Raw genomic sequence first — 16,051 nt, forward strand, 5'->3', positions numbered from 1 at the left:
AATAATTAGAGGGTTGTAATTTGTGAAGAAATGAAACGATAAAAAAGATGCCTATGTTACTAGGCACCTTTTCATTCTTACACTGGTTCGATTTCTGTTTTTTGTGTTTCGAATGTTACGCCAACGATGTGAACATTCACTTCTTTTGGCTCAAGTCCTGTCATTGTAAAGAGTGCTTGGCGAATATTGTCTTGAATCTTTTGTGCAACAACTGGAATTGCTACACCAAAATACATTACAACATAAAGGTCAACGATAATATCTTCGTTTGCTAATTCAACCTTTACACCTTTACCATGATTTTTCTTACCTAACTTCTCAACAACATCTGTAGCAAAATTACCGCGCATTGCCGCTACACCTTCTACTTCAGCAGCTGCAATACCTGCAATTACTTCAATTACTTCTGGTGCAATTTCTACTTTACCAAGAGTTGTATCTTGACCCATATCTAACATATGTTCAGCCATGAAAAAAACCTCCTTTAATGTATCACTGCGTCACAAGTTCATGCTCTTCCAAAAATTTCGTATTAAACTCACCTTTTACAAAATCAGGATGATCTAGCAATTGCAAATGGAACGGGATTGTTGTATGTACGCCTTCAATGACAAATTCACTAAGTGCGCGCTTCATTTTTGCAATTGCCTCTTCACGTGTTTTTCCGTGAACAATTAATTTAGCAACCATCGAATCATAGAAAGGTGGAATTGAATATCCCGGATATACAGCTGAATCGACGCGAATACCAAATCCTCCTGGTGGTAAGTACATTTCTACTTTACCTGGAGATGGCATAAATTTTTTGGCAGGGTTTTCCGCATTAATTCGACATTCAATTGCCCAACCATTAAATTGTACTTCTTCTTGCTGTAACGATAACTTTTCTCCTGAAGCAACAAGAATTTGCTCTTTAATTAAGTCCATTCCCGTTACCATTTCAGTAACCGGATGCTCAACCTGAATTCTCGTATTCATCTCCATGAAATAAAAGGTTTTCGTTTTATATTCATAAATAAACTCAACCGTACCAGCACCTGTATAATCAACCGCTACCGCCGCTTTAACTGCCGCTTCACCCATCTGCTTGCGAATATCTTCATCAAGTGCAGGTGATGGACTTTCTTCTAATAGTTTTTGCAAACGGCGCTGAATTGTACAATCACGCTCTCCTAAATGAATGGCATTTCCGTGTGTATCTGCCATTATTTGAATCTCAACATGGCGGAAATCTTCAACGTACTTTTCTAAGTATACACCAGGGTTCCCAAAAGCGGTACTAGCTTCTTGCTGTGTAATTTGAATTCCTTTTATAAGCTCTTCTTCATGGCGTGCAACACGAATACCTTTTCCACCGCCACCTGCAGTCGCTTTAATAATAACTGGATATCCAATTTGATTAGCAAGCTCGATCGCTTCTTCGGTATTTTTAATAATCCCTTGTGAACCTGGTACAATCGGAACCCCTGCTTCTTTCATTGTATCACGAGCAACGTCTTTTGTGCCCATCTTTGAAATAGCTTCTGGACTTGGACCGATAAAAATCAAGTTACATTCACGGCATAACTCTGCGAAATCTGCATTCTCTGCTAAAAATCCGTATCCCGGATGAATAGCATCGCAGCCTGTTAACTTCGCAACGCTAATAATGTTTGTCAAATTTAAATAGCTTTCTTTCGAAATCGTTGGTCCTACACAATACGCCTCGTCTGCAATCTGTACGTGAAGTGACTCTTTATCTGCTTCTGAATAAATTGCAACTGTTTCAATATCCATTTCTTTACAAGCACGAATAATTCGTACAGCAATTTCCCCACGATTGGCTATTAATACTTTTTTTATCATCACAAAGACTCCCTTATTACGCTTTTACAAGAAATAGCGGTTGTCCATACTCAACAAGCTGTCCGTTATTAACAAGAATTTCAACAATTTCGCCCTCTACATCAGCATCAATTTCGTTAAATAACTTCATAGCCTCGACAATACATACGATAGAATCTTTCGATACTCTATCCCCAACACTTACATATGGAGGTGTATCAGGCGAAGAAGAAGAATAGAATGTACCTACCATCGGTGATGTGATTTTATGTAGGTTTTCATTTTGAACAGCCTTCTTCTCTTCTTGTTTTGGCGCTTCTGCTTGTGCTGCTGCTACTTTCGTTTCAACTTCAACAGGCGCTACTGGTTGCATAGCTTGTTTTGCTGCAGGTGCTTGCACAGCAACAACTTCATTACCACGCTTTTTCATTTTGATTGTTGTACCGTCTTTTTTGTATTCAAATTCATCAATATTAGAGCTATCAATTAATTTAATTAATTCGCGAACTTCTTGAATTTTAAACATGTAAAATCCACTCCCATACTCTTGTTTGTCCCGTTTTTACAGATTCTCGTCACGAAAACTAGATTGACTGTAAAAATACGATGTATTCTATTAGAAAATATATTTCATTAACTAATAGAAATATTTACTATTTCCATCTTACGATAAATTTTTTAAACATTCCAATTTATATTTCTTTATAATAAATCGAAACTCCTGTAAAAATATTATTCCAATAAAAATTTAATACCTAGTAATAATACCAAGTTTCACACGAAATTGGCAAGACCACTTCTTAAAAAACATTCACTACTTTTTCAAAACGTTACACAGCAAACATGCCATCCACTCTTCACCACATCTATAGTCAACAACATATTTTTACCAAATATTATTTTTTTGTTTACACGCCATTCATCATTCCTTCATATAAGAATAGTATGTTCAAAGTGTAGAAAATATATTGTGTCGAGGTGTGGAAATATGATATGGCTCATTCTCTTTTTACCTGCCGTAATCGTTTGGGCATGCGTTCTTTGCATCCACGTCAAATCTGGAAAAAGTAATCATCAGTACCATGAACCATTAATCTTTTACTCACAACGTGTTTCTCCATTCCGAGTTGAACATAGTAAAAATAATTACAAAGACGAAATAGAAAAAAGCTATCGAAAATGATAGCTTTTTTCTATACACACGTTTACTTACATACTCTATTTTACTATTTGCATACCCTTTGCTTAGTAAAAGATAATAATCCGTAGGGAAATCCCTACGGATTAAGGTTTCACTTATTTCGCTGGTGGATCAAATTTCACACCTACATCTTTTGATCCGCCTTCACTTCTTACAAGTTGAATAATTTTATTTGCTTCTTTCTGTGAATGTTTTGCCGCTTTAACCGTTACTCTAATATCAGTACCATCAGCTCTTACAAGAGCATCTGGATATCCTCCTTGAGATTTAATTACTGTCTCAAGTAATTCTTGCTTCGTTTCCATTGTCGTAATGGCATCAAAATTTTCTTTCGCTTTATTCTTTTCTGTTGCTGAAGCTTTTGTTGAACTCATCACTTCTTGTAATTTTGCTTTTTGTTCACTACGCTGATCTTCCATTTGCATACGTAAAGCTGTGAAATTCTCATCACTTGATTGAACTGATACATTGCCCTCTTTTTTACTTGTTTCTTTTTTTGCATTTTCTTTTTTGTCTGTTTCTTTATTTGTTGTTTCTTTGCTTGTATTTTCTTTTTTCGGAGTTTCTTTAGGCGCTTCGTTTGTTACTGCTTTATCAGTACCTTGTTTTTCTTGTCCAATCTTTTCACCTGTTGCTGGCGATGCTGTATTCATTTTGTCAGGAGTTGTCACGTAATACACAGATAGTACAACAACTAAACTTAACATCGTTAATAACCAAACTGTTTGTTTTTTTAACACTTTATTTCCTCCCTATCAATTTTTCGGTGAAACTGAAACGCGATGGGCCGGTACATCTAGCAGCCTTATCACAGCTTCTTTTACCATTGCTTTAACTTGTATATTATCCACTCCCTTTGCTACGACAAGAACACCACGTACTTTCGGCTTCTCTGTTCGTAAAACAACAGGAGTTTCTTTATCCCCTTCACGTATAATGACAGTCTTTTCATCAAGAGACTCGTCCTCTACTTCTCTCTTACCGCCTGTTTTATCTGTTTCACCTGTTGTTTGTGAGCGTTTCACTGTATTTTTTTCTAAAATTTTTTCTTCAGATGAATCTAAATTCACTTTAATCGTTACGTCTTTTACTCCTGCTATTTCTTCTAAAGCAGTTTTTAATTCTTGTTCATACGCTTTTTCATATTTTTCTACATTTGACATACTATCATTACTTTTTTGTCCGAAAGTTGGTACGTCTTTTTCTTGGTTTTGAGTTTTTTGTTCTTTAAATACAGGTACTTCTTCTTTTTTACTTGAAAAGAGACTACTAGAAAACATAAGCAAAATTCCAAGTATGAGTAGGACAAGTAAAAACTTAGGTGTTACCTTTTTACCCTTCTCGTTGCTTTCTTTTTGATCCCCATTCAATAAGTTTCGAAAAAATGAGAACTTCGAATTTTTATCTTTATTGTCCATTTACTCTACCTGTCCTCCCTTCCATTTGAACTTGGATTTGTTTACCCTCTAGTTGCCACCTGCTTGAAAAGAAATCTTTCATTTCTCCATTCGTTTCTTCCACTTTTTTTGGAGGCTCTTTCGTGTTAATTTCAATTGGCTTTACTGTTTCGATTGCATCATTTTTACTACGTTCTTTTTCTTTCAACGTCACAACAACAGATTGAATATCTTTCGCTGACTTTACTTCTTCTATATTTTCTGCTGCGACTATTTGTATTTCAGAGACAGCCATACCATACTTTTTCTCAAACTCTTTTCCTACTTCTTTTTTCATTTTGGTAGCCATCTCTTCTAAACTATATGCACGTGTTAGAGCTTGTATTTCTTTTTTCTTCGAATCTATTGAATTTTTTACAGATCCTTCTGCTACGTACTTTTCTTCATTAAAATTTGCAATTACTTCATTTACATCTGTCTGCAATAGTTTAAAAAGGGGTGTTAAAATTAATACGACTAACAAAAGACTTACAACAAATTTAACGTATTTTTGCAAATTCGAATTTGGAAGAATAAGATGAAGCATTGTCGCTAAGAGCAAAAAAACGATAATATTTCTGACCCACTCTGTAACAAATTGCATACTCTTCACCTCCTACCGCATCATAAGTGTAATATTCCCCGCAGCAATAATAATTGTAATACTTAAAAAGAACATAAATGATACGATAGCTAAGCAAGCAAATACGTAAATGATGCTTCTTCCAATAATGTCTAAACATTGAATAATTGCTCCGCCACCAACCGGTTGTAATACTGCTGCTGCGAATTTATAAATAAATGCAATACAGAAAATTTGAATCGCAGGAAAAGCAACAATTAAGCATAAAATGACGAGCCCAATAATTCCGACTGTGTTTTTCAATAATCCTGATGCGCTAATAACAGTATCTGCCGCTTCCGTAAACATCCTTCCAACTACTGGAATGAAGTTTCCTGTTACAAATTTAGCAGTTTTCACAGCTATGCCATCAGCAACGGCTGTCGCTGTTCCTTGTACAGATAATACCCCTAAAAAAATCGTTAAGAAGATACCGATAATCCCAACGCTAACGTTTTGCAGAAGCTTGGACAATTTTGTAACTTTATATTGATCACTCATTGTACTTACAATACTTAATATCGTTGCCAGTAATAAAAGCGGTAGAACGATATAATTCATAAGAAGCCCGCTTGTATTCATTAAGAAAATGATAATCGGATGAAAGAAAGATACAGATACAACCCCGCCACCAGTCGCTATAAGCGCCAATAAAATTGGCAATAGCGCTAATATGAAATCTACCATTGTTTGTATCGTTTCTCTTGCATATGTCATAACGACATAAAAACTATTTAAAGCAAAAATAATAAGTACCATATATACAACAGCATCAGCAATTTTACTTACACTACTTTTTGAAAAAGCGGATTGCAGTGATTGCAACAATGCACTAAAGATTGTGAGCATAATGAGTGTGCCAAGCAGTTTTCCATTAGCTGCAAGCTCATGAAATAAATATTTTAATAACCCTATCATCCACTCTTTTAGAGAGAATTCTTTTTCTCCCTTTACAAACTCCATAAAACTCCCTTTTTGACTCTCTGGCAAATAGCCACCATATTTTGTAACAAGCCCGTCCCAAAATTGCTTCACATCTTCAATTCCGAGCTTATCCAATTGTTGATCAACGACGTTTGTTTCTACAGGAGAAGCTTGTACAACAACCGGTAAAGAAAAGAAAAGGAAGCAAGCAAATAGCAGCTTAGCTCCAAACCTCCTCAACATTCACTCCCCCTTATCCCGTCGGTAAAAATCCGAGAATAGTTTCAATTACAACCGTCAAAATAGGAATTGCCATAACGAGAATTAAGATTTTCCCAGCAAGTTCAATTTTCGAAGCGATGGCACCTTGACCAGCATCTTTTGTAATTTGAGCTCCAAACTCGGCAATATAAGCAATTCCAATAATTTTTAGTAACGTTTCCACGTAGACGTTGCTAACTTTCGCTTCACTCGCTACTCTCTCAATCATTTGTAAAATAGAATGAATTTGATCGATTAAAATAAGAAACATCACGCTACCTACGAACACAATAAATAAAGATGTAATACTAGATTTATGCTGGTTCAAAACAGCAGCTAAAAACGTAGCAACGAGGCCTAATCCGACAATTTGTATAATTTCGATTCGAACCGCCTCCTTTACTGGAAGAGAAAGACACTTTTAATCTTGTCGAATAGCGTATTAATTAAAAATGCAACATGAAATAAAATGACGACAAAACCGACAAGGATAACCCAATTTGCAATATCCTCACGCTTCAATTCTTTTAGTACAGTATGAATGAAAGCTAAAACAATGCCGATTCCGGCGATTTGAAATATTAATCCAACATCAATGGACATCGCCTTTCTCCCCCCTATAGCAGTAAAATTACAATAAGTAGCCCTGCTAGTACCCCTAAGCTCTTAATCATTTTTTCGTATTGCAGTTGTAAAGCTTTCGCTTCCTCTTCTTCTCTCTCCAAATGTGTAATACATAAGCGAATATGTTTTTGTTGTGATTCACGATCATGTTGCCCGAGCGTTTCACCAAATTGCTGCAGTATTTCATACTCGGTTTGTTGAAAAGCCGTCAACTTCCAATTCTCTTTCAAACTATCTATCCAAGCTTCCCTTACTGTTTGTTCTCCACTTTCTAGTTTTTTAGCGAAACTTTGAAATATCCAATTTAATGGCTTTGGCATTTGTTTAACTAATCGCTCGGCAGCCTCAGATAAAGGTGTGTGTCCATACATAATTTCTGCCTCTAATGATTGAAGTGCTGATTTTAATAACCTAAGTTGCCTCGGTCTCTCACTGTATCTTTTAGCATACGAAAACCCGAAAAAGGTGCTGACCGCAACGATTAACACTGCACCAAATATTTTCACCATACGCCCTCAGCCTTTCTATTTGATAACACTGGTTTTCCATATTTATCTTTCACCTGCATAACCGTTCCTGGACCCCTCGCTTTTGACAACTCCACAAACCTATCAAATATACCAAGCTCTAGCACTGCCTTGAGCGATGGACGTCTCACAACATCCTCATAGGAAAATCCGTGTGCGCTTATAAAAAGCTGGACACCTGCATGCACTGCCTCCATAATTGCTTCACTATCTTCTTTACGGCCAATTTCATCTACGATCAAAATATCAGGACTCATAGAACGAATCATCATCATCATTCCTTCTGCCTTTGGACATGCGTCTAACACATCGACTCGGGTACCAAAATCATATTGCGGGATCCCTTTCACACAACCAGCAATTTCTGACCGTTCATCAACGATCCCCACTTTACAGGAAGGAATTTCCGAAGCACTTACCCCTTGACTCATGCAACGTGCTACATCTCTTAAAAGTGTCGTTTTACCCGTTTGGGGAGGGCCAATTACCATCGTGTTTAACCACCTTTTTTCATACAAATATGGCAAAAGCGGTTCAGCAATCCCTATTTTTTGACGAGCAATACGAATATTAAAGGAAGAGACATCACGAATCATTTTCACTGCGCTTTTTTCTGTAATAACTTTTCCTGCTAACCCGATTCTATGCCCCCCGCGAAGCGTCACATACCCACGTTTTAATTCCTCTTCCATCGTATAAATTGAGAATTGACTTAACTTATTCAATAAGTAAATAGCATCCTCTGCAGTAGTGATATAGTCATAAAAAAACACCTTTCCGTGTGCAATACACTCTAGCGGCCTTCCAATTCGAACACGAATTTCCTCTAAAGCATCGTATTGCTTACATTCTTCAATTAAGTACTTCATCGTTTTTGGTAAAACTTCTAATACCTCTTTCATCGGCTTCTCCCCACTATACTCGACTTACTATTTCAGTAATGCGATAAAAATACAGCAAATTCCAAGCGCTAGAAAAAAGAGCTTCAAGAAAGAAATTTCACTTGCTACACTCGCTATCCCAATTGTCATTGTTAAAATTAATACGGTAGGTCCAACAAACGCCAACATACCATTTATAAACAACGCTTTCTTCGCATCATTCACATAAAGCATAAGCAAAGCAGCAAATATCTCCGCACTACCTGAAAATAATCGAAGTGCCCCCATAACAAGCACGGATGTTTCCATTGCCGCTAGCCACTGTTTCATTCTTCCACCTTCTCCCGTAACAGTTACTAACTTCGTATTCTAAAAAAGAATATATTTGTACAACCATATGCAGAGGTTGTCTATTTCAGAAGTAAAAACATAATTTTTCTCTAAATTCCGAATTACAATCTGAATATTCATATTATTTCATGGTATATTATGGTATATTTAGTTTAAAAGAGGTTTAAACCATGCAGCACGTCACTTTATTACCACTAGATTTATGCTATACAAATGTGATTTTCGAGCTATCAAGTGATCCACATATAAAAAATGCATTGGGGATAACGGTAGAAAACATCGAAGACACGAAAACATTTCTTCTTTTCGCAATAGACGAAGAGCGTCAAAAGAAGTCCTTATCGAGAATGATTGTGAATGAAGAAAATGAAATAATTGGCCTCACCACACTTAAACATATTAATAATGAGAAAAAGCAATCTCACATTGGTAGTTGGCTCGGCTATCCGTACTGGGGAAAAGGCTATAACGAGGCTGCTAAAAAAGAAATCTTTAAAATCGCCTTTTTAGACTTACAACTTTCCTACGTATTTGCTGGTGCTAAAACGAATAATATCCGCTCTTTAAAAGCACAAGAAAAACTACCTTATATTTCATTGCATGTGGAAAACAAGTTTCCAGACGAACACGCTGCACTAGAGAAAGAAGTAAAGTCACCTTGCTCTCTGCATGTCGTGTCACGTGAAAATTTTTTAAACTGGTTGAAATTACAGAATGAGGGGGAAAAATATGAAGGCATTGAAAGTTAGTTTAACCGTTGTAGTAGAATTAGCTCTTATTTATCTTTTTTCATTATTGGTCGGTTGGTCATTTATAGAGACCTTTTTCCTTGGTAGTTTAGCAATATTTGCAATTATGTGGTTAATTATTATGAGTAACCATAGAAATAACATTACAGATCACGCAATAAGTAAAACATTAACTGGCGTTGAGACTGGCGAAATAAAACCATTTCAAATTGTTTTGACTCCATCTATTATGGGTACTCTTTCACTTGTTTTAGTCAGTTTTATAATAACAGCTATTTACTATCTACCCTATTTCCTATAAAAAAAGCACTCGTGAATTATCACGAGTGCTTTTCTACTATGCACGAGAAACGTATTTACCTTCACCAGTGTTGATGATAAGCATTTCGCCTTCGTTAATGAAGATTGGTACTTGTACAACAAGACCAGTTTCTAATGTAGCTGGTTTTGTTACGTTAGAAGCAGTATCACCTTTAATACCAGGCTCTGTTTCTGTAACTTGTAATTCAACTGTGTTTGGAAGTTCAACACCAAGTACTTCGCCTTGGTAAGTCATGATTGCTACTTCCATGTTTTCTTTTAGGAATTTAAGCTCGCGCTCGATTTGTTTTTCACCAAGTTCGATTTGCTCATAAGTTCCGTTATCCATAAATACGTGAGCCTCACCGCTTGCGTATAAGTATTGCATACGACGGTTTTCGATGTGTGCTTTTTCTACTTTCTCACCTGCACGGAATGTTTTCTCTTGAACAGAACCTGTGCGAAGATTACGTAGTTTAGAACGAACGAATGCAGCACCTTTACCTGGCTTTACGTGTTGGAAATCAAGTACTTGCCAAAGGGCATTGTCCACTGAAATTGTTAAACCTGTACGAAAATCGTTTACTGAAATCATGTAAAAAAATCCTCCTGTGTATTACAAAATAATAAGTTCTTTTGGTGATTTCGTAATTACTTCATTACCTTCACTTGTCACAATGATATCATCTTCAATACGTACGCCGCCAATACCTGGAATATAAATACCTGGTTCTACTGTTACAGCCATACCTGGTTCAAGTACTGTATGAGAACGGAACGCTAAACCTGGTGCTTCATGGATTTCAAGACCTATTCCATGACCAGTAGAGTGTCCAAAGTATTCACCATATCCTTTTTCCGTTATGTAGTCACGCGTTAGCGCATCAGCCTCGCGACCTGTTAAACCAGCTTTAATACCGTTCACACCACGTAGTTGTGCTTCTAAAACGATATTATAAATTTCTTTTAATTTATCAGATGGTTCACCGACTGCAATCGTACGAGTAATATCAGAGCAATATCCTTTGTAATAAGCGCCGAAGTCTAATGTAACGAAATCTCCTGTTTCTATCACTTTTTCAGATGCCACGCCGTGCGGTAATGCCGAACGAAGACCTGAAGCAACGATAATATCAAACGAAGAAGATGTTGCTCCTTGTTTTCTCATGAAAAATTCAAGTTCATTTGACACTTCAATTTCAGATACTCCCGGGCGAATGAATGATAGAATATGCTCAAAGGCAGCATCTGCAATCTGTGCAGCTTCCTTTAATATCTTAATCTCTGAATCAGTCTTTATCAAGCGTAACTTTTCTACAAGTCCAGAAGTCGGGATAAATTCAGCATCAATCGCTTCCTTATGCACTGAATAAGAACTATATGTAAGAGTATCTTGCTCAAAACCAAGTTTTTGAATTCCAAGCTCTTTCACTTGCTTTGCCACTTCATCAATGATTAATCCTGCGTGCTGTACAACCTCATATCCAACCGCTTGTTTACTTGCCTGCTCGACGTAACGGAAATCTGTAATAAATTGAGCACGATCTTTTGAAATAAGAACAACGCCTGCTGTTCCTGTGAAGTTAGCCATATATCTACGACTATGTTCATTTGTTAACAAAATACCGTCAATACCAGCCTCATCAAATGCACTTCGTAATCTTTCAATTTTCTCCATTACTTTATGCCTCCCTCAATTTCTCCATTAATGCAAATAACGCTAACTTATAGCCATAAAAACCAAATCCTACAATTTGACCTGCACAAACAGCTGCCGTCACAGATTCATGACGGAACGATTCACGCTGATGAATGTTAGAAATATGTACTTCAATAACAGGAATCGAAATGCTCGCAATGGCATCACGAATCGCATAGCTATAATGCGTAAATGCTCCCGGATTTAAAATGATCCCTTCATATATATCTTCCGCTTCATGAATAATGTCGATAATGGCACCTTCATGATTCGATTGGAAACATTCTAACTCCACTCCCATTGTTTCTGCTTCTTGCTTCATATCTGCTTCAAGTGTCGTTAGCGTGCCCTTTCCATATACATTTACCTCACGAACACCGAGGCGATTTAGGTTAGGACCGTTTACGAGGAGTAACTTTTTCATATTCTTAAAACTCCTTAATATTAAATATCTATACAATATTTTAACATAGGAGTTACTTATTTGAATAGTTCGTCTTCTCTTACCCTTCTTGTTCTGCTTTATTGCTATTTACTGCGTAAGAAACAGAATATGCTATAAACACACCATACAATATAAAAATACATATTGTCGTCACAATTGTCTCTTTTGGTAAATGGAGCGCACTTTTAATAACAGGAGCCATTAAACCCATCCCCAAAAACAGTAGTGCCCACCAAAATAGCCCATAAATAATTCCCGCTATAATCCCTTCAAACTTTGCAAAAAATGCTTTATACAAAAAGACAATCAAAATTGAAAGAAGTCCCATACACACTATTCCGAACACATTGCCCCATACACCCTCTTTCCAACTTCCAAACGCAAATGGTAAAAGGAAATAATTCGGGCCCGCCTCCGTGAATGAAAATATATGAAGGAAATACCATATCCCGCCCCAAAAGATTCCACCAAACAAACCAATCTGCACAAAATTCCTTGTTCCTAATTGTTCTTGACTCACATCGACACCTCCGCTCAATAGTATGCCCGAAACTATTTTGAAGCATGTTTAAATCCTGCGAAATTTGTCTATAAAAAGAATAAGAAATGTCCGACTCTCATAACATTTTCCCTTGTCATCTACTTGTATTTGCCGATAAAATAAAGGAAACTCGGTGATTGTCTTATTTCAAAACGACAGAACCCAGTATGACAATTGCCTCTTTTTCTACATAAGAGAGAAACAAATACAGGTTGGTGTTAACATGGCAGAAGAGTCAAAACAAATATATGGCGGGCAAGCGGTCATAGAAGGAGTTATGTTTGGCGGTAGAGAATATACTGTTACAGCGGTTCGTCGTAAAGATAAATCGATTGAATTTTATCGATTACCACGCGTTCGTAATAAAGTACTATCTACCCTAAAAAAAATTCCATTTTTACGAGGGATTGCCGCTATTGTGGATGCAAGTGCGAATGGAGCAAAGCATTTAAACTTCGCTTCAGAACGATTTGACGTCCACCCAGAAGATGATGAACAAATTGCAAATAAAAAAGAAGAACAATCAAAATTAACGATGGTATTAGGAGTTGCAGCTGTTGGCGTTTTATCTTTTATATTCGGTAAAGTCATTTTCACAGCAGTTCCTGCACTATTAGCTGAATTAACAAGACCGATTTTCCCGTCTCATACTGGGCAAATTATTGTCGAAAGTGTCATTAAGCTCATGCTATTATTGAGCTATATATACTTTATTTCTTTAACCCCACTTATTAAGCGGGTATTTCAGTATCACGGTGCAGAGCATAAGGTAATCAATGCTTACGAGAATAACCTTCCTCTGACTGTAGAAAACGTTCAAAAGCAAACTCGTCTCCATTATAGATGTGGCAGTAGCTTTATTATATTTACAGTCATTATTGGAATGTTCGTTTATTTCCTAGTCCCTACAGATCCTCTTTGGGCACGAGTTATAAACCGAATTTTATTAATTCCAGTTGTACTTGGTATTTCTTTTGAAGTACTACAATTTACAAATCGATTACGAGATATTCCCGTATTACGCGTACTTGGATATCCTGGATTATGGCTACAACTATTAACAACGAAAGAACCAACAGATGATCAAGTGGAAGTAGCAATTGCATCGTTTGAAGAATTATTACGTTTAGAGAACAAACAATAATTATTTAAAAATGGTGTTCAACTCCTTTCCTCATCGTTAATATACTAATTTTAATATACGTTTTTAGGAGGTGTCCCTTATGAACGGTCGTTCGTTTACTTTCGCTATATTTGTGCTTATTATCGGATTGGCAATATTCGGCCTTGTTTCATCTGTTATTACAAATCCCATGGGTGTATTAAGAAATATCGGGTACATGTTACTTGTTGTTGGTATCTTTTACTTGCTATACAAGATGTTTACAAATTCCAGTGGTTCTGCAAATTCACAAAGCTCATATAAGCGTGCGGCAAAACAATCGAACCGCAAACATGGGAAACAAAATGTAGCACCCCTAGGCAATTCTTTCTTTAAGTCAAATACTTCTAATGACAAAAGTAAAAAAGGGAATTCTTCCACTTTGAAACGAAAAAGAAAACAGTCTCATTTAACTGTCATTGAAGGCAAAAAAAGCAAAAAGAAAGACCGTGCTTCCTTTTAGGAAATACGGTCTTTTTTTATACTTTGAAGCACTTCTTTTAAACTTTTCTCTCTCATACTTTCAATTCGAAGATGATGATTTTCAAATGGTAAATTCCGTGTCACATCATTAGGTACAACAACGCACGTTAATCCCGCTGCAACTGCTGCTCTCAATCCATTTAATGAATCTTCAAATACAACAGCTTCAGACGGCTTAATTCCTAATTCTTCTATTGCAACTCGATAAAGAGCTGGATCTGGTTTTACCTTCTCAACATCTTCTCTCGTTTTAATTACTTCAAAATATTCTCGAATTTGTAGCTCTTCTAAAAAATGAATAACCCATTCTCTAGAAGAACTAGAAGCTAGTGCGATTTTTAATCCCATTTCTTTCGCTTCTTCTAAATATTCTTTTACCCCGTCACGAGCTTCTGGTATTCTCATTTTCTCTTTATGTAAAGTTGCCACTTTTTCTTTTAATGCACTTTTGTTAAACTTCTCTTTTAATTGATCATTTAAATATGTATAAAGTACCTCATCTGTTGTTCCAATGCATTTCGCAAATTCCTCTAAAGGTAGTTCCCCGCCGTATTCACGAACAGCATCTCTGAAAGAGTGAAACCATATCGTTTCTGTGTCCACAATTAATCCATCAAAATCAAAAATAATTGCTTTCATAATTCTCCCATCCTTTTCGAATTGAAATAAAAAAGGAAACGCCATACGTTCCCCTTAATTACTTTTCTCTTCATTTGCTCTTTGAACACCACGAAGTGTTTCCACTCGGACTGCATCTTGTTCAAAGTATTCCACTAAATCACCAATGCGATCAATTGCTTCCCAACTTAAATGATGTTCAATTCCTTCTACATCATTGTAAATTTTACTTTCATCCACACCGATAATACGCATAAATTGCTCTAGCAAGTCATGACGATATACGAGACGTTCTCCGATTTTTTTACCTTTTGTTGTTAATACAAGCCCTCTATATTTTTCATAAATTAGATATTCATCTTTGTCTAATTTTTGCACCATTTTTGTTACAGAGGATGGATGTACACTAAGCGCTTCAGCAATATCAGATACGCGGGCGTAACCCTTTTCATCAATCAACAAATAAATTTGTTCAATATAATCTTCCATACTAGGGGTAGGCATCGGTTTCCTCCATCCAAGTTCATTTTGCTTATTCCGTACGAAGCAATCAATAAAATGATACACCAGAAAGAATAACGTGACAAGTTGAAAACGAGCCTAAATATATAAAACAAAAAAGAATCTGTATTTGCATACAGACTCCCCTTAAGTAAAATATTGTATTTCTGCATTAAGAAAAAACTCATTTCTATAACCTCTTATCGTTTCTTTTAATACTGCTGCATCATCTTTTTTATATACATATTTTCCGATGGTTTCGGAAAACAATGCTGAATCAATTCAAACGTTAAATTTGGTATCGTCATATCTTTGTCGCTCAAATAGTTTACGGTATCCTTCTTCCCATTCTTCATGCATTTAAATTGGCGCAACTATAAAACCAAGTGGATATTCAAGTGCCTTTCGTTCAAAGTAAACGAGCTTTGGCATAAATGGTCTCATATGCTTTTCGCCCTCTCGTTAGTATGGGGGACATTAAAGTTTTCCACCCCAGTAACTTGCATTGTAAGTTACTGAATGTTATAATTTGGATACCAGCTACCTTGCAACGCAAGTTACCTGAATAAAAGGTGGTGAAATCATGCACAGCCAAATGTTAAAAGGTGTACTAGAAGGTTGCATCCTATACATCATTTCACAAGAAGAAGTGTACGGATATGAACTGAGTACAAAATTAAATAAACACGGATTTACATTTGTAAGCGAAGGAAGCATATATCCATTATTGTTACGTATGCAAAAAGAAAAATTGATTGAAGGAACATTAAAAGCTTCCTCACTCGGTCCAAAGCGAAAATATTATCACGTAACCGATAAAGGGCTAGAACAACTTGAAGAATTTAAAAAAAGCTGGGGAATGGTTTCTACTACGGTAAATAACTTATTACAGGGGGAGTGAT

At 36.3% G+C, this 16,051-nt stretch carries 24 protein-coding genes and 1 pseudogene; 6 read left to right on the forward strand and 19 right to left on the reverse strand.

Annotation, left to right across the window (positions count from 1 at the left end):
- Positions 1 to 77: 77 nt before the first annotated feature.
- From NST27_RS20475 to accB, 3 genes are read right to left on the reverse strand one after another with little or no spacing between them, the layout of a single operon-like run.
- Positions 78 to 470, reverse strand: coding sequence for an Asp23/Gls24 family envelope stress response protein (locus NST27_RS20475; protein WP_000807630.1), 393 nt, complete (start codon positions 468 to 470; stop codon positions 78 to 80).
- 22 nt (positions 471 to 492) lie between these two features.
- The gene (gene accC, locus NST27_RS20480) at positions 493 to 1,845 is read right to left on the reverse strand and encodes an acetyl-CoA carboxylase biotin carboxylase subunit (RefSeq protein ID WP_000592870.1); all 1,353 of its coding nucleotides are present in this window, start codon (positions 1,843 to 1,845) and stop codon (positions 493 to 495) included.
- A gap of 16 nt (positions 1,846 to 1,861) precedes the next feature.
- The gene (gene accB / locus NST27_RS20485) at positions 1,862 to 2,350 is read right to left on the reverse strand and encodes an acetyl-CoA carboxylase biotin carboxyl carrier protein (RefSeq protein ID WP_000472859.1); all 489 of its coding nucleotides are present in this window, start codon (positions 2,348 to 2,350) and stop codon (positions 1,862 to 1,864) included.
- Positions 2,351 to 2,812: 462 nt separating this feature from the next.
- On the opposite strand from accB, the gene NST27_RS20490 reads away from it, so the two are divergent.
- Positions 2,813 to 3,007 carry a hypothetical protein gene (locus tag NST27_RS20490; protein ID WP_002000935.1) on the forward strand — a complete coding sequence of 65 codons (195 nt, stop codon included), beginning with the start codon at positions 2,813 to 2,815 and terminating at the stop codon, positions 3,005 to 3,007.
- A gap of 113 nt (positions 3,008 to 3,120) precedes the next feature.
- Here NST27_RS20490 and NST27_RS20495 read toward each other — a convergent pair whose 3' ends face one another.
- Genes NST27_RS20495 through NST27_RS20535 form a run of 9 tightly spaced genes read right to left on the reverse strand, consistent with a single transcriptional unit; the run spans position 3,121 to position 8,630 of the window.
- Entirely contained in the window at positions 3,121 to 3,765 is a 645-nt protein-coding gene (locus NST27_RS20495) for a SpoIIIAH-like family protein (RefSeq protein ID WP_000914710.1), read from the reverse strand.
- Positions 3,766 to 3,780: 15 nt separating this feature from the next.
- Entirely contained in the window at positions 3,781 to 4,443 is a 663-nt protein-coding gene (gene spoIIIAG / locus NST27_RS20500; protein WP_000368890.1) for a stage III sporulation protein AG, read from the reverse strand.
- Positions 4,433 to 5,065, reverse strand: coding sequence for a stage III sporulation protein AF (gene spoIIIAF, locus NST27_RS20505; protein WP_047386803.1), 633 nt, complete (start codon positions 5,063 to 5,065; stop codon positions 4,433 to 4,435). Before spoIIIAF ends, spoIIIAG begins: the two co-directional genes overlap by 11 nt.
- Before the next feature lie 12 nt (positions 5,066 to 5,077).
- Positions 5,078 to 6,250 (reverse strand): stage III sporulation protein AE, encoded by a 1,173-nt coding sequence (gene spoIIIAE, locus NST27_RS20510; RefSeq protein ID WP_000946110.1) that lies wholly within the window; start codon positions 6,248 to 6,250, stop codon positions 5,078 to 5,080.
- Between the two features lie 10 nt (positions 6,251 to 6,260).
- Positions 6,261 to 6,644 carry a stage III sporulation protein AD gene (gene spoIIIAD, locus NST27_RS20515; protein ID WP_077393170.1) on the reverse strand — a complete coding sequence of 128 codons (384 nt, stop codon included), beginning with the start codon at positions 6,642 to 6,644 and terminating at the stop codon, positions 6,261 to 6,263.
- A 23-nt stretch (positions 6,645 to 6,667) separates the two neighbouring features.
- On the reverse strand, positions 6,668 to 6,871 hold the full coding sequence (gene spoIIIAC / locus NST27_RS20520) for a stage III sporulation protein AC (RefSeq protein ID WP_000020914.1): 204 nt from the start codon (positions 6,869 to 6,871) through the stop codon (positions 6,668 to 6,670).
- Positions 6,872 to 6,885: 14 nt separating this feature from the next.
- The gene (gene spoIIIAB / locus NST27_RS20525; protein ID WP_000238702.1) at positions 6,886 to 7,401 is read right to left on the reverse strand and encodes a stage III sporulation protein SpoIIIAB; all 516 of its coding nucleotides are present in this window, start codon (positions 7,399 to 7,401) and stop codon (positions 6,886 to 6,888) included.
- A complete protein-coding gene (gene spoIIIAA / locus NST27_RS20530; protein ID WP_000665905.1) occupies positions 7,395 to 8,321 on the reverse strand; it encodes a stage III sporulation protein AA in 927 nt (308 codons plus the stop codon). The genes spoIIIAB and spoIIIAA overlap by 7 nt, the downstream gene beginning before the upstream one ends.
- 27 nt (positions 8,322 to 8,348) lie before the next feature.
- Positions 8,349 to 8,630 (reverse strand): YqhV family protein, encoded by a 282-nt coding sequence (locus NST27_RS20535; protein ID WP_000816050.1) that lies wholly within the window; start codon positions 8,628 to 8,630, stop codon positions 8,349 to 8,351.
- A 191-nt stretch (positions 8,631 to 8,821) separates the two neighbouring features.
- On the opposite strand from NST27_RS20535, the gene NST27_RS20540 reads away from it, so the two are divergent.
- Together NST27_RS20540 and NST27_RS20545 are read left to right on the forward strand one after the other, a co-directional pair.
- Complete coding sequence (locus tag NST27_RS20540) at positions 8,822 to 9,400, forward strand: GNAT family N-acetyltransferase (RefSeq protein ID WP_001164984.1); 579 nt, start codon at positions 8,822 to 8,824, stop codon at positions 9,398 to 9,400.
- Positions 9,381 to 9,701, forward strand: a complete 321-nt coding sequence (locus tag NST27_RS20545) for a hypothetical protein (protein ID WP_000645695.1) — start codon at positions 9,381 to 9,383, stop codon at positions 9,699 to 9,701. Before NST27_RS20540 ends, NST27_RS20545 begins: the two co-directional genes overlap by 20 nt.
- Before the next feature lie 36 nt (positions 9,702 to 9,737).
- Here the strand turns inward: NST27_RS20545 and efp are convergent, their stop codons facing one another.
- The 4 genes from efp to NST27_RS20565 form a co-directional block, all read right to left on the reverse strand.
- A complete protein-coding gene (efp, locus tag NST27_RS20550) occupies positions 9,738 to 10,295 on the reverse strand; it encodes an elongation factor P (RefSeq protein ID WP_000626516.1) in 558 nt (185 codons plus the stop codon).
- A gap of 21 nt (positions 10,296 to 10,316) precedes the next feature.
- A complete protein-coding gene (gene pepQ / locus NST27_RS20555) occupies positions 10,317 to 11,378 on the reverse strand; it encodes a Xaa-Pro dipeptidase (protein ID WP_000411041.1) in 1,062 nt (353 codons plus the stop codon).
- Between the two features lie 4 nt (positions 11,379 to 11,382).
- On the reverse strand, positions 11,383 to 11,823 hold the full coding sequence (aroQ, locus tag NST27_RS20560; RefSeq protein WP_000735147.1) for a type II 3-dehydroquinate dehydratase: 441 nt from the start codon (positions 11,821 to 11,823) through the stop codon (positions 11,383 to 11,385).
- A gap of 79 nt (positions 11,824 to 11,902) precedes the next feature.
- Entirely contained in the window at positions 11,903 to 12,364 is a 462-nt protein-coding gene (locus NST27_RS20565) for a YqhR family membrane protein (protein WP_000076882.1), read from the reverse strand.
- 244 nt (positions 12,365 to 12,608) lie between these two features.
- Between NST27_RS20565 and NST27_RS20570 the strand changes: the two genes are divergently transcribed.
- Together NST27_RS20570 and NST27_RS20575 are read left to right on the forward strand one after the other, a co-directional pair.
- Positions 12,609 to 13,529 (forward strand): DUF1385 domain-containing protein, encoded by a 921-nt coding sequence (locus NST27_RS20570; protein ID WP_000807121.1) that lies wholly within the window; start codon positions 12,609 to 12,611, stop codon positions 13,527 to 13,529.
- A gap of 79 nt (positions 13,530 to 13,608) precedes the next feature.
- Entirely contained in the window at positions 13,609 to 14,010 is a 402-nt protein-coding gene (locus NST27_RS20575) for an SA1362 family protein (RefSeq protein WP_001014463.1), read from the forward strand.
- On the opposite strand, the gene NST27_RS20580 is transcribed toward NST27_RS20575, so the two are convergent.
- From NST27_RS20580 to NST27_RS20590, 3 genes and pseudogenes are all read right to left on the reverse strand, one after another.
- Positions 14,007 to 14,669, reverse strand: coding sequence for an HAD family hydrolase (locus NST27_RS20580; RefSeq protein ID WP_025966333.1), 663 nt, complete (start codon positions 14,667 to 14,669; stop codon positions 14,007 to 14,009). The genes NST27_RS20575 and NST27_RS20580 overlap by 4 nt on opposite strands.
- A gap of 54 nt (positions 14,670 to 14,723) precedes the next feature.
- Positions 14,724 to 15,152 (reverse strand): transcriptional regulator MntR, encoded by a 429-nt coding sequence (gene mntR, locus NST27_RS20585; protein WP_001143083.1) that lies wholly within the window; start codon positions 15,150 to 15,152, stop codon positions 14,724 to 14,726.
- A gap of 144 nt (positions 15,153 to 15,296) precedes the next feature.
- A pseudogene (locus NST27_RS20590) lies at positions 15,297 to 15,542 on the reverse strand (spore photoproduct lyase family protein); the annotation flags it as partial.
- A gap of 190 nt (positions 15,543 to 15,732) precedes the next feature.
- Here NST27_RS20590 and NST27_RS20595 point away from each other — a divergent pair.
- Positions 15,733 to 16,050 carry a PadR family transcriptional regulator gene (locus tag NST27_RS20595; protein ID WP_000556081.1) on the forward strand — a complete coding sequence of 106 codons (318 nt, stop codon included), beginning with the start codon at positions 15,733 to 15,735 and terminating at the stop codon, positions 16,048 to 16,050.
- Position 16,051: the final 1 nt, after the last annotated feature.

The organism is Bacillus sp. FSL W8-0770 (assembly GCF_038008705.1).
GTDB classification, from domain to species: Bacteria; Bacillota; Bacilli; order Bacillales; family Bacillaceae_G; genus Bacillus_A; species Bacillus_A cereus.

Excerpts from the sequence above, each read along its gene's own strand:
- spoIIIAG (WP_000368890.1), bottom strand. The coding sequence starts at position 4,443 with ATGGACAATAAAGATAAAAATTCGAAGTTCTCATTTTTTCGAAACTTA.
- NST27_RS20595 (WP_000556081.1), top strand. The coding sequence starts at position 15,733 with ATGCACAGCCAAATGTTAAAAGGTGTACTAGAAGGTTGCATCCTATAC.
- NST27_RS20535 (WP_000816050.1), bottom strand. The coding sequence starts at position 8,630 with ATGAAACAGTGGCTAGCGGCAATGGAAACATCCGTGCTTGTTATGGGG.
- NST27_RS20490 (WP_002000935.1), top strand. The coding sequence starts at position 2,813 with ATGATATGGCTCATTCTCTTTTTACCTGCCGTAATCGTTTGGGCATGC.
- aroQ (WP_000735147.1), bottom strand. The coding sequence starts at position 11,823 with ATGAAAAAGTTACTCCTCGTAAACGGTCCTAACCTAAATCGCCTCGGT.
- accB (WP_000472859.1), bottom strand. The coding sequence starts at position 2,350 with ATGTTTAAAATTCAAGAAGTTCGCGAATTAATTAAATTAATTGATAGC.
- accC (WP_000592870.1), bottom strand. The coding sequence starts at position 1,845 with ATGATAAAAAAAGTATTAATAGCCAATCGTGGGGAAATTGCTGTACGA.
- mntR (WP_001143083.1), bottom strand. The coding sequence starts at position 15,152 with ATGCCTACCCCTAGTATGGAAGATTATATTGAACAAATTTATTTGTTG.
- NST27_RS20545 (WP_000645695.1), top strand. The coding sequence starts at position 9,381 with ATGAAGGCATTGAAAGTTAGTTTAACCGTTGTAGTAGAATTAGCTCTT.
- pepQ (WP_000411041.1), bottom strand. The coding sequence starts at position 11,378 with ATGGAGAAAATTGAAAGATTACGAAGTGCATTTGATGAGGCTGGTATT.
- spoIIIAA (WP_000665905.1), bottom strand. The coding sequence starts at position 8,321 with ATGAAAGAGGTATTAGAAGTTTTACCAAAAACGATGAAGTACTTAATT.
- spoIIIAF (WP_047386803.1), bottom strand. The coding sequence starts at position 5,065 with ATGCAATTTGTTACAGAGTGGGTCAGAAATATTATCGTTTTTTTGCTC.
- NST27_RS20575 (WP_001014463.1), top strand. The coding sequence starts at position 13,609 with ATGAACGGTCGTTCGTTTACTTTCGCTATATTTGTGCTTATTATCGGA.
- spoIIIAC (WP_000020914.1), bottom strand. The coding sequence starts at position 6,871 with ATGTCCATTGATGTTGGATTAATATTTCAAATCGCCGGAATCGGCATT.
- NST27_RS20580 (WP_025966333.1), bottom strand. The coding sequence starts at position 14,669 with ATGAAAGCAATTATTTTTGATTTTGATGGATTAATTGTGGACACAGAA.
- spoIIIAE (WP_000946110.1), bottom strand. The coding sequence starts at position 6,250 with ATGTTGAGGAGGTTTGGAGCTAAGCTGCTATTTGCTTGCTTCCTTTTC.
- NST27_RS20475 (WP_000807630.1), bottom strand. The coding sequence starts at position 470 with ATGGCTGAACATATGTTAGATATGGGTCAAGATACAACTCTTGGTAAA.
- NST27_RS20570 (WP_000807121.1), top strand. The coding sequence starts at position 12,609 with ATGGCAGAAGAGTCAAAACAAATATATGGCGGGCAAGCGGTCATAGAA.
- NST27_RS20540 (WP_001164984.1), top strand. The coding sequence starts at position 8,822 with ATGCAGCACGTCACTTTATTACCACTAGATTTATGCTATACAAATGTG.
- spoIIIAB (WP_000238702.1), bottom strand. The coding sequence starts at position 7,401 with ATGGTGAAAATATTTGGTGCAGTGTTAATCGTTGCGGTCAGCACCTTT.
- efp (WP_000626516.1), bottom strand. The coding sequence starts at position 10,295 with ATGATTTCAGTAAACGATTTTCGTACAGGTTTAACAATTTCAGTGGAC.